This window comes from Paenibacillus sp. J5C2022 (assembly GCF_025567625.1).
Lineage (GTDB): Bacteria > Bacillota > Bacilli > Paenibacillales > Paenibacillaceae > Pristimantibacillus.
Genome location: NZ_JAOQJC010000020.1, coordinates 82,163 through 94,433, shown reverse-complemented (window position 1 = coordinate 94,433; position 12,271 = coordinate 82,163). Strand labels below are relative to the sequence as shown.

At 51.4% G+C, this 12,271-nt stretch carries 9 protein-coding genes; 1 reads left to right on the top strand and 8 read right to left on the bottom strand.

What is annotated here, in order from left to right:
- Positions 1–180 precede the first annotated feature (180 nt).
- A complete protein-coding gene (locus M6D81_RS17165) occupies positions 181–1,752 on the top strand; it encodes a catalase (RefSeq protein ID WP_262678140.1) in 1,572 nt (523 codons plus the stop codon).
- 18 nt (positions 1,753–1,770) lie between these two features.
- Here M6D81_RS17165 and M6D81_RS17160 read toward each other — a convergent pair whose 3' ends face one another.
- From M6D81_RS17160 to M6D81_RS17125, 8 genes are all read right to left on the bottom strand, one after another.
- Positions 1,771–3,561 carry a cache domain-containing sensor histidine kinase gene (locus M6D81_RS17160; protein WP_262678139.1) on the bottom strand — a complete coding sequence of 597 codons (1,791 nt, stop codon included), beginning with the start codon at positions 3,559–3,561 and terminating at the stop codon, positions 1,771–1,773.
- Positions 3,562–3,571: 10 nt separating this feature from the next.
- Positions 3,572–5,152 carry a response regulator gene (locus M6D81_RS17155; RefSeq protein ID WP_262678138.1) on the bottom strand — a complete coding sequence of 527 codons (1,581 nt, stop codon included), beginning with the start codon at positions 5,150–5,152 and terminating at the stop codon, positions 3,572–3,574.
- A 25-nt stretch (positions 5,153–5,177) separates the two neighbouring features.
- A complete protein-coding gene (locus M6D81_RS17150; RefSeq protein WP_262678137.1) occupies positions 5,178–6,857 on the bottom strand; it encodes an extracellular solute-binding protein in 1,680 nt (559 codons plus the stop codon).
- A 191-nt stretch (positions 6,858–7,048) separates the two neighbouring features.
- Positions 7,049–8,746, bottom strand: coding sequence for a type 2 periplasmic-binding domain-containing protein (locus tag M6D81_RS17145; protein ID WP_262678136.1), 1,698 nt, complete (start codon positions 8,744–8,746; stop codon positions 7,049–7,051).
- An 89-nt stretch (positions 8,747–8,835) separates the two neighbouring features.
- On the bottom strand, positions 8,836–9,732 hold the full coding sequence (locus M6D81_RS17140) for a carbohydrate ABC transporter permease (protein WP_262678135.1): 897 nt from the start codon (positions 9,730–9,732) through the stop codon (positions 8,836–8,838).
- Positions 9,733–9,762: 30 nt separating this feature from the next.
- On the bottom strand, positions 9,763–10,731 hold the full coding sequence (locus tag M6D81_RS17135; RefSeq protein ID WP_262678134.1) for an ABC transporter permease: 969 nt from the start codon (positions 10,729–10,731) through the stop codon (positions 9,763–9,765).
- Positions 10,732–10,954: 223 nt separating this feature from the next.
- The gene (locus tag M6D81_RS17130) at positions 10,955–11,899 is read right to left on the bottom strand and encodes a hypothetical protein (protein ID WP_262678133.1); all 945 of its coding nucleotides are present in this window, start codon (positions 11,897–11,899) and stop codon (positions 10,955–10,957) included.
- 88 nt (positions 11,900–11,987) lie between these two features.
- Positions 11,988–12,212 (bottom strand): helix-turn-helix domain-containing protein, encoded by a 225-nt coding sequence (locus M6D81_RS17125; protein ID WP_262678132.1) that lies wholly within the window; start codon positions 12,210–12,212, stop codon positions 11,988–11,990.
- Positions 12,213–12,271: the final 59 nt, after the last annotated feature.

Sequence of the window (12,271 nt, the reverse complement as noted above, 5' to 3'; positions counted from 1 at the left end):
TCCCTCTTGCCCCTCCGTTGGTATAGTTTCCAAGCGCCGAAAAAGCGCATATTTCCATCATACCATAACAGCGGTGCCAATGATGGAGCGACTGACAATTCATTCCGCTTCACAGCGAATAAAACCGCATGGGAGAAAGGATAATAAGGGAATACGATTATACATACCGAGAGGAAGAGAATGATGACTGAGGGTCAACATAGCGAGCTGACGAATCGCCAGGGACATCCTGTCACCGACAATCAAAATTTGCGCACAATCGGCAATCGCGGTCCGTCAACGATGGAGAACTATCACTTCATCGAGAAAATATCCCACTTCGACAGGGAGCGCGTGCCGGAGAGAGTCGTTCATGCCCGGGGAGCCGGCGCGCACGGCTACTTCGAAGCGTACGGCAAGCTGGGAGAGGAGCCGATTGCAAAATATACGAGGGCGAAACTGTTCCAGCAAGCCGGCAAGCGCACTCCTGTGTTCGTCCGATTCTCCAGCGTTGTGCACGGCGGCCATTCGCCGGAGACGCTGCGCGATCCCAGAGGCTTCGCCACCAAGTTCTATACCGATGACGGCAACTGGGATCTGGTCGGCAACAATCTGAAAATATTCTTCATTCGCGATGCGATGAAATTCCCCGATATGGTACACGCCTTCAAGCCCGATCCCGTGACGAATGTGCAAAGCATGGAGCGGTTCTTCGACTTCGTATCGCTGACACCGGAAGCTACTCATATGATCACCTTCCTCTTCTCTCCATGGGGCATTCCGGCCAACTACCGGCAGATGCAAGGCTCCGGGGTCAATACATACAAGTGGGTCAATGCGGAAGGGAAAGGCGTACTGGTCAAGTATCATTGGGAGCCGCTGCAGGGCATTCGGAATCTGACGCAGAAGGAAGCGGAGATGATTCAGGCCAAGAACTTCAATCATGCTACGCAGGACTTGTATGAGGCGATTGAATCGGAACAATTCCCGGAATGGGAGCTGAAGGTGCAGTGGATGAGCGACGACGAGCATCCGGATCTGGACTTCGATCCGCTGGATGCGACCAAGATGTGGGACGACGTGCGGTTCCCCATGCTGCCCGTAGGCAAGATGGTGCTGAACCGCAATCCGGATAATTACTTCGCGGAAGTGGAGCAAGCGGCGTTCGGAACGGGGGTGCTGGTCGACGGGCTGGACTTCTCCGACGACAAGCTGCTGCAGGGTCGTACATTCTCCTATTCCGACACGCAGCGCTACCGGGTCGGAAGCAACTATCTGCAGCTGCCAATCAATGCGCCGAAGAAGCCGGTCGCTACGAATCAGCGGGACGGCGCAATGGCGTTCTACGTCGATATGGGGGAGGGACAGAGTCCGCATATCAATTACGAGCCATCATCCCTGGGAGGCTTATCGGAAGCGGACAGGCCGGGGCAGCCCCATGAGCCGTTCTATTCCGACAAGCTGACGCGCCAGCCGATCGATCGTCAGAACAACTTCGGGCAAGCGGGCGACACCTACCGGAAGCTGGAGGAGTGGGAGCGCGAAGACCTGATCGCCAATCTGGCGGACGCCTTGACGACTTGCTCCGCAGGCATACAGGAGCGGATGATTGCCCACTTCACGGAAGCGGATGCCGACTATGGCAGAAGAGTGGCGGAAGCTATTCAGGCGCACGGCCATAGCGGCGCGGTCCGAGAACATATCGGGACGAAAGCCGCTAGAGAAGGAATGGAGCTGTCCGCAGAGCTCGGCCATTCCACGGACGGGTACTGACCGGAAGCAGGCCGATCGCTAGCCTGCCGCCTCCAGTTCTCTCCGTCTGCGCTTCCTGGCCGGTATCCTCACCTCGACGCAGGTGCCTACGCCCAGCCGGCTGAAGATGGAGACGCCGTACCCACTGCCGTAATGCAGCTGGATGCGCTGATGAATGTTACGTATGCCGTAGCCCGACTCGTTCGTATCGGACGAATTGAGCAGTTCCTCCGCTCTGCCCTTCGGCATACCGAGACCGTCATCAATAATTTGGTATACGATATCGCCCTCCGTCAAGCGGACTGCGATGCGGACATGTATGCGATCGCCGCACCAGGCATGCTTCAACACATTCTCGATGAAGGGCTGGATGATAAGCTTTAACGTCTCGTATGGCCATATGTCGGGATCGACGTCGAAGGTAACCTCCAATCGCTGTCCGTACTTCACCTTCTGAATGTCGACGTACGCTTCCGCCTGCTCCATCTCGGAGGCGACTGGAATTAGCGAACGGCCGGAATTCAGCGTCAGCCTGTAGAACTTCGCGAGAGACATCACCATGCCGTGCAGCTTCTCGTTCTCTCCGAACTTGGCTAGGCGGCTGATAGACGACAGCGTATTGTACAGGAAGTGGGGATTGATCTGCGTCTGCAGCATTTCAAGCTCCGCTTCCTTCTTCTGAAGCTGCGTCAGGTACACTTTATTTATAAGGGATTCCACATCCTCTCCCATCTCGTTGAGCGCATTGGAGATTTGCGAGAATTCGTCGTTCCCTTTGTAGTTCATGCGCTTCTTCAAGTTCCCTTCGCGGAACGCATTAAGCACCGACACGATCTTGGTGATCCGCTTGGAGAAGTACCGGGAGATGAACACACCGGTGAAGGTGAACAGAATGAAGCACAGCACGCATATGGCGATGATGAATGTCTGTATCCGCTTGGCCTCCTGCTCGATAATCGTCATCGGAACATGGGCGGTTATCGTCCAGCCTTCGCCGGGCATCTTCTCTTCCAATGTGACGAATGTCTTCATATCGACGGCCGAACTCCATTCGTGCGGCGCCCCGTTGTAGCCGGAGCTGTACAGGAGCTGTCCATACTGATCCCTGACCAGCAGCCTAGCCCCTTCCCCGATCTTCCCCGCATCGACGCTTTCGAACAATTCCGCTATGGACATGCTGAACCGCATAATGCCGATCTCTTTAATATCCAGCGGATTCTCCGAATCGATCAATCGCCGGACCATGGAGATACGGGATTCCTCCCGGTCTTCTTCAATCTGCTTCCATTCCATCGTCTGACCGTACTCTTCTTCCGGAAGCATCTTGTACCAGCGCCTGTCCTCGATTCGTTTCAGGTGATAGATGTTGAATTCATGCTCCTTCCTGTCATTCGACGAGCTGATATGGTACCTCTCGCTTATGGTCTCATTATGGAAGTATACCGACAGTCTGAAGGGAATGCCGACGGATTTCATCGCATCTTCCAGTCTGGGGATAATCTCCTGCCTCATACGGCGATAATTATCGCCCCGTTCCGCATCGGCGCGCAGAATCTGAGCCAGCATATAGTTATCGTATAACGTATCCGAGCTTCTCTTTATATCGTCGGTTTTGTAAGCGACGTTGTCGCGAATTTGGATGAGCGTACTGCTCAGATTCAGAGCGGTCTGCTTCCTCATGGACGCGTCGTACATCCGGTGGGAGATGTAGCCGTTGACGGTGACAAGCAGCAGTACGAACAGCATATAGGAGAGCATCAGCTTGTAACCGATCGGCAAGTAGCGGCGTCTGACCGTCGTATCGTTCATGTCCTTCTGCGAACCTTTCATTGGCGCCCCCTTATTGCATTTCCCTCTTGCGGTACTCAAGCGGCGTTATGCCGAATTTCTCCTTGAACTGTCTGCTGAAGTAAGGCAGATAACGGTACCCTACTTCATCGGCCACCTCGTATATTTTCTTCCCCGGCTGGCGCAGCAGCTCACAAGCCCGCTCCATACGAAGCTGCACCAGCATCTCGCTGAACGTCTGACCGGACTTCTCCTTGATCAGAAATCCAAGATAGCTGGGCGAGAAGGAGAAGTGCTGAGCGACGTCCTTCAGTGTAATGTTCTCGCTTAGCCGCTCCTCCATCCACTTGGCAATGCTTCGCACGAACTTGCCTTCCTTGCCGTTGCGCTTCAGATGCAGCCGCTCCGACAGCTGGAACAGATGATAGATCAGCCAGCCTCGAATATCGTCCACCGTCTCGAACGTCATCAGAATGTCCAGATCGCCCATCCCGATGTCGAGCAGCTTGAACAGATCCTCATCCATCTTGCTCAAGTGCTGCTCCAGCTTCCAGATCATATAACTGGACACATTATGTACCGTATATTTGGACCACAAGCTCTTCATGGAGCCCAGCACATTGTCGATCTCGTCGTAGATACCGACCAGGTCATAGGTTGTAACCGCATTCAACAGCGCATTCATGCGAATATCCAGCGTACGGAAGTCAAGCATCTCCGGCTCCGCCCGTACGTTCTCATACTGGATGATCGTCCCCTTGCCAAGGAACATCTTCCCTTGCACCGCTTCCACCGCCTGATAATAAGACCGCGACAACTGATTGGCATGCCTAACCGGTTCGCCCAGCCCGATTGTCACCGTAACGGGCAGTTGCTCGATACAGGCACTGTAGATCCGTTCAACCTTGGTCATGGCATGTGCCGATGGCAGCAGGAATGCCATGCGCTGTGCAGATAATCGGCAAGACGGTACCCGGCCTGCCTGCTGAAGCGCATCATGCATGCACTTCAGGAATTGGGGCGTTATCGGCTGTTTCGGCGTTCCTTCCTTCTCCTGTCGCCACGGCATCCCGTCAAGCTCGGCGACCGCGACCCGCATAGGCCATTCCATCGCATCCAGCCGGCAGGACGTAGGCAGGTCTGCCAGCGTCTTCTCGTCCGCTTCGCCATCTCCCTCCAGCAAGCGGATCATATAATCGTTCTGCACGAGCGGAATGAGCTGCTGATACGCCTCTTCGACTTGCTGCTGCTTCCGTTCCTCATCCAGATCCTTCTTCACCTTCAACAACGTCGCGATCAGCTCGCTGTCGTCCATCGGCTTCAGAACATAATTATAAGCTTTCAAGGACAATGCCTGCTGTACATAACTGAATTCCTGATAGCCGCTGACGAATATGATGCGTATCGCCGGCTTGCGCTCCATAGCGACCTTGGCCAGTTCCAGTCCTGACATATAAGGCATATTGACGTCGCTAACCAGTATGTCGATGGGCGAGTCGTTCAGCACCTCGCATGCGGACAGCGCGTTGTTGACGCAGCCCCTTACCTCCATGCCGAGCTGGGACCAAGGAATGAACTGCCGCATGCCTTCCAGATCGAGCTCTTCATCGTCAACCAGCAACACATTGTACATACGATCCCCTCCAACTATCTCTGTGTCACCTTGCACCTTGCGGCTCCACCGTCTCCAACGCTTCCAGATTGGAATGCCACTTCTCCGTAATGTAATCCAGATACAGCTGAAAGCCGATATCCATCGACGATTCATGCGCATCATCCAGTATCGCCAGCACCTCTTCGTCCGATTGCGCGTACAGGGCATACGCACGCGCATCCAGCCAGATGTCCTTCACCCTCTCCAGAATGACGCCTTCCGTCGAATTGGGCATCGGGAACAGATTAATGAACGGCGTAGCATCGCCTTGCGATTGCCAAGTCACTTCCTTCTGCCAATAGGTCGTCCAGTTGCGCTGGTTAGGAGGCAACGTCTCCTCGTAAGCCAGTTTGGTCTCATCAAGGAACTTCGTATTGCCGACCCAGATCATCTTCCCCGATAACGACTGGATGCGCGTCAGCTCCTCGGTATCGTTGCCGTACCGGCTGGTGAAGTTCGGAGTGAACCCGTCCTCCTGGAAGCCATCCCAGAAGCCAGTCGGCCCCGGCGGTCCCCAGAACTGTACAGCGGAGCCGAACGGACCGGTCATCCAGTCCAGCATTGCGAACAGAGCTTCGGGATTTTCTGCAGCCGTCGTGATAGCCGTTACATTCCAGCCCAGCACGTTGTAAGTGCCAGGGTAGATCTTCTCCGGGTCCAATCCGTCCTTGTAGATGGGAGGTATGCAGATATAGCCGGCATCGGGATTGTTCCTAGACAACTCTGCGTTCGCTATGCTCGCCAAGCGGAGCGGATCGGCGCTCGCATGCACAGCCACTTCGCCGTTCCTCAGCTTCTCCAGCACCTGATCCTCCGTCTGAAGCATGGCATTGGTCGTCATGAGCCCTTCTCGCATCAGCTTGGCGACATATAGCGCCGATTCCCGGAATCCTTCATCCTTGTAAATGGAAGTCATCTTGTCTCCGTTCACGACAGCGTAATAGCGGGTAAAGCTGAAGTTATTCTCCTTGAAGGCGGAGAACAGCTGATCGATGCCGTGGCCTTCGCTGGCGATGCCCGTCTCGAACGGAATGACATCGGGGTAACGCCGCTTCACTTCCTTCAGATAGCTGTACAGATCGTCCGTCGTCTCCAGCTTGGGTGAGCCAAGCTTGCTGTAAATTTCCCTGTTCACGACATAACCGGCGTTCCCATACGGCTTATCCGTATAGTAATTGGGGAAATAATAAATGTTGCCGTCCTCGGCCTGCAGCATCTTCAGCACTTTGGGACTTGCCCACTGCTTCAGGTTGGGATACTTCTCGATATACGTATTAAGCGGCACAAGCATACCGGCCTCGCGCATGCGCTCCAGATCGGAGTCCCGCTCACCCCAGATGAGGTCCGGCAAATCACCGCTTGCAATCATCTGCTGCAGCTTGTGATCGGCATTGCCTTCATGGCCGATCTGCGTAATATGAATGTTCAACTGGTCCCGAATCCATCTGGAGGACGGATCGGCCCCCCACTTCGGCATTTCATAATAGCTGTAATGCCCGTAGAAGGTCAGATGCAGCGGCTCCTTGCCGAGCAAATACAACCCGTTGCTGTCCCGTGGCACCTCCGTATTCGTCGTGACGGACGTCACCTCGGGATACTCTACTTTTCCCGTTTCGCTGCAGGCTGCCAGCATAATGGCTATAAGCATAATCATGCCGATCTTATTCATCCTTCTTCTTCGCACAGAATCCCCTCCATGCCGCTTCCATCTTCTAGAGGTTGTTCAAAAAGCCCACTTTTGATCACGCACTTTTAGGCAATACAACTCTATCATATCGAATATGCTCTCTCTAATCACTACCTATTTTGTGAAAACATGGAGGTATCCCAAGGAGTCGCACTCCTTGGGATAGAACTAATGTTCTTATTCTCTTTCTATTCGTTTCCGCTCAATGTTTTCAGGTTCTCCTGCCACTTCGCTGAGCGCCATTCCAGAAGCTTGTCATATCCGGCATCTTTCAGCGCCTGGCTTCCCTTATCCAATATTTTATCTACTTCCTCATCGCTGCTTGCAGTAGCGGAGTTGGTGTAATACTCCAGAAATATTTCATCGACCGACGTTTTAATAATGCCTTCATCGGAGTCCGGCGCCGGGTCAAGCCCGACGAATTCCGTTACATTCGCTTGCGAAGGCAAAGTTATGGTTTGCATATACTTCGTTGTCCAATCCTGCTCTTCGAATGGCAAAGTCTTCATGTACTTGTATTTGGCAGGATTAATGTACGCCGTATTGCCGACCAGCATAATTTGAGAGTTGTCGGGATCAAACTTTGAAACTTTCTCTTGGTCGTAATTTTCCGTGAAGTTCGGCAGTCCGTCCTCGTCGAAGCCATCCCAATACAAACCTTCCGGTCCGAAGAACTGTACGTTCATCCCTTCAGGACTTGTCATGAAATCAAGGAAAGCAAAGAGCGCTTCCGGATCTTCCGCTGCCGTCGTAATGTATGCTGCGTTCCAGCCAAAGGAAGTGTATGTGCCTGCTTTAATCTTGTCTTGATCAAGACCCGGCTTATGAATGGGCTTGATCATGAAGTATCCGCTATCCGGATCGTTCTTGATCATCTCGTAGTGAGCTGTTGAAGTGAATTGCGCCGGATTGGCGGCAGCATATACCGCGACGCGTCCAGACATAATCTTCTCTTCCACCTGATCCCGCGTCTGGTTGAATGCTTCCTGCGAGATCAGCTTCTCGCGGTACAGCTTGGCAATATACTTCTGCGCTTCACGGAATATGGGATCATCCAGCAGATTGGTCAGCTTATCGCCTTTCGGCACGGACAATATGCTCCGGTTCAAGTATGAATACAAGGCTTCCTTGTCTTCTCCGAATGCCGTATACAGTACGCCTAGTCCATTCGCGTCTTGAGCGCGGTCCGGCTCGAACGGAACAATGCTGTCACCGTACTTTTCCTTCACAGCCTGCAAATACGCATACAGATCGTCTGTTGTATTCAATGGCGGCTTGCCGAGCTCTTCATAAATTTTCTTGTTGACCACATAACCTGCGCTGCCGTTAGGCTGAGACGTGTACCAATTCGGGAACTGATACAACTTGCCGTCTTCATGGCGAAGCATGTTCAGATCATCGCCCATCCATTCCTTCAGATTGGGATACTTGTCCAAATACTCGTCGAATGCAACCAGCTTGCCCGCTTCTCTCAAGCGATCCATCTCAGGATGGAAGCGGTCGGTCCAGATCAGATCCGGCAGCTCGCCCGTTGACATCATCGTCGCAAGCTTCGCCACATGCTGTCCGCCTGCTTTCACGACGTCTACCTCCACTTGCTTTTCTTCCTTCAGCCATTTGCCGAAGGGTGTCGTCTCCCAATCGGGAAAGTCGTTCGGATAATGAGCATAAGCGGAAAATTTGAACGGCTTCTCGCCAAGCACCCACTTGTCGCTTGCAGGATCTTCTTTCTTGTCGCCATTGCCTGACGTCTTATTCTCCTGCGGCTCCTTCGTCGGTGTCGGCTCTGATTCATTGCCGTTATTGCCGCTGCAGCCGACAAGTACGGTTGCCATCATCAATACCACTGCGACGGCGAGCATGAACGGCTTCTTCAATTTCTTCATACTGGCTTAATCCCCTCTCCACAAAGTATTAATATATGTTCAGCGCGATAAAACGCCTGAAACCGATGTTAAATGAGCAACGCCTGCTCCTATTCCTTCAACGATCCGATCATGACGCCCTTGACGAAGTACTTCTGCAGGAACGGATATACCGCAATGATCGGCAGCGTCACGACCATCATCATCGCCATCGTCAGCGATTTGGAAGTAAACTGCTGGCTCCGCTGCATATTGGTCACCGAAGCCGTATCCATTACGCCGACCATATCCGTCACAATGTTGGCGTTCAGCGTTTCCCGCAGAATGGTCTGTATCGGAATCAGCTCCCGATCCGTAATGTAGATGCTTGGAAGGAACCAGTCATTCCAATGCGCCACCGCTGTGAACAAGGACAACGTTGCAATGACCGGGCCGGATAAGGGCAAGATAATGCGAATATATATCCCCCATATGCTGCAGCCGTCAATCTGAGCGGATTCCTCCAGTCCGACAGGGAGGCTCTTGAAGAACGTCCGGAAGATGATCATATTCCACACGCTGATCAAGGCAGGGATAATGAATACGGCGAACGTATTCATCATGCCGAGTGAGCGTATAAGCAGGAAGGTCGGAATCAATCCGCCTCCGAAATACATCGTGAATACGAAGAAAATCATATAAAACTTTCGACCCATCAAATGGCTTTTCGACATCCCGTAGGCGAGCATGGAAGTCATAATAATGGCGGAAATGGTGCCAACGACTGTACGCGCAATCGAGACGGCAAACCCGTTGAGCAATTTGTCATCGCCCAGAATGATTTTATAGTTTTCCAGCGTAAATTCCCTTGGCCAGAACACGATTCCGCCTTTCGAAGTATCGATCCCGACATTTAATGAGACGACTAGCGAGTTCCAAAACGGATATAATGCGCTGAATGAAAGCAAGATTAATGCAATATAGATAATGCTGATCATGACCCGGTCACTGAAGCCAATTCGTTTCAACCGATACCGCCTCCTCAATTCCTGTACGTACTACCACAAGCTGTTCCCCGATCTTCGCGCCAAGTAATTCGCTATCGTCAGCAGGATAATGCCGACAACCGCCCTGAACAAGCCGATAGCAACACCATACGAATAGCGGTGGGAGCCAAGTCCGACCCGATACACATACACATCGATGACATCCGATACCGGTCTGAGTCCCGGATTCGTCGCCAGAATCAGAATATCTTCAAAGCCTGCATTGAGAAGGTTTCCAATCGCCAGAATCATGAAAATAATGACTACCGGCATAATTGACGGCAAAGTAATCAGGTAGATCTGCTTGAACTTGCTCGCCCCGTCGATGTCGGCCGCTTCATACAGATGCTGGTCAACCCCCGCAATTGCCGCCAGGAAGACGATTGAGTTGAAGCCGATGTCCTTCCATACATTCGTCGTGACCAGAATGGACCAGAAGTATTTCTGCTCGCCCAGATAATTGATCGGTTCGTCGATAAACCCTAGTCCTTGCAGCAGCATATTGACACTGCCGTTCTCCGTAGACAGCATCGCCATTACCATCCCGCCGACAATCGCCCAGGACAGGAAGTAAGGCAGATAAGTGATCGTCTGTACGACGCGCTTGAAGATCAGATGTCGTATTTCATTCAACAGCAAGGCCAGAATAATCGGCGCCGGAAATCCCACAATAAATTTCAGCAAACTGATGATGATCGTATTCCGAATGAGCCGTTCGAACTCCGGGGCGTTAAAGAAACGCTCAAAATGCTTGAACCCTACCCAATCGTTCTCGAAAATCCGCGCTCCGGTGAATAGATCGTAATCCATGAAAGCGGTAATAACGCCGTACATCGGAATATAAGAGAAAATAAAAACGAGAATAATGCCGGGAAATACCATCAACTGCACGTCCCATTGCTTGATAAACCGTTTGAATGCGTTCTCTTTCCGTTTCTTCAGCAGCGGCTGGTAAGACTGATCAATATTCGCTTGCTGCATACTCATCCTCCCGTTGTCTCATTTGTCTTCATTGTAGTGCTTGCAGCCATGCCAAACGATATAATAGCGAATCGTTTTTTTACACATATGCATGTTGTTGCAACGGGAAATGATACTAAATCACGATTTCACAAGAAAAAGACAGCATATCGCTATGCCGCCTCTGGAGAATACACCTATTAGTATTTTGCAAGGGCTGGATTACTCGCATTGCTGTTGACTCTCAATACAACTTCATCTCATACAACAACTCAAACATTTGAAGCAGGAATTTGGAATAGTCGAATGGCTTTCCCCGTTTTAAATCCTTTATCATTTGCTTCACGTTGCTCCACTTCGCAAGCATTTCTGCACTTGTCATTCTATCTTCATGTTCTAGTATCTGTTTCAGCATCGGCAAATGCCTGGATAATACTTCTTCCAGCGTGATGAATTCGTCTGAGGATGTCGATCGACTCTTCCTCTGTTGAGCTACTTTGTCCAATTGTTTCTTCAATCTATTTTGCAACAATTCCTGCTGATGCGTTTTTTCGATTTTATTCATTTGCGAGGATGAAAGAGGAAGGCCGAGATCCAACTGGGTTTGGATATCCCCAGGCAGAAGCAAGCCAAGATATTCTGACGGCAGCTCCCAGCCTTGCTGATGCTTTAGGAGTATATCGTCACGTTCAAGATCTATTTTATGAAAGCCGTTCGTAATATCCTTAATGAGCTCCGGCGACATCAGCGTGTAATTTCCCAAGCATGTCTCGCCAAGACGATACGTTTTTTTCTCCTTACGGTGATGTACGATATAACAGAATCGGAGCGGCATCCCGCACTCGCACTTGTAAGGGCGATTGCCGTAGCCGCCATCCAATATTTCTTTCAGTTCCCAGTCGTTCAACTGTTCCCATATTTCATCGATTGATGTATGGGCATCCAGCACGATCCCTTTTTTCCATGCCAGCTTCTCCAGCCATTTGCTTTTTTTGCTTTGCTTCAAGTAGCCTTGCAAGTAGCTTCCTTGCTCGGCATTCAATAATTGGAATAACTGGTCAACTTCTCTTTCAGTTAAAGGAGCAGGCATACGCGTCCCTCCGATCAGAGCCAGGTTATGTGACGAATTGTACCATATGATGACATGCCGCTCCAATAATGGTGTCGCATCACAAGAAAAAGACAGCATATCGCTATGCCGCCTCCCAAATGAATCATATATTAGCATGTAGAAAGGGCTAATGCCCTGACAAACGAGAATGGAGAGACCCAACTTACTAAATTTGCAACTCCCCAAGCTTAATCAGCTCGACAACCGCTTGCGAACGACCTTTAACGTTCAGCTTTTGCATGACATTCGAAATATGGTTGCGAACGGTTTTCTCGCTGATGAACAGCTGTTGTGCAATATCCCTTGTAGTTTTGTCTTGTACCAGCAGCTCGAATACCTCTCGTTCACGATGCGTCAGTATAAACTTGCTCTTGTGGTCGCTACCCTTCAAAGTTTGTCACCCCTCCTTGCCCGGGTTTTTATGGTTTAACAAGGTTAAGGGATACAGTC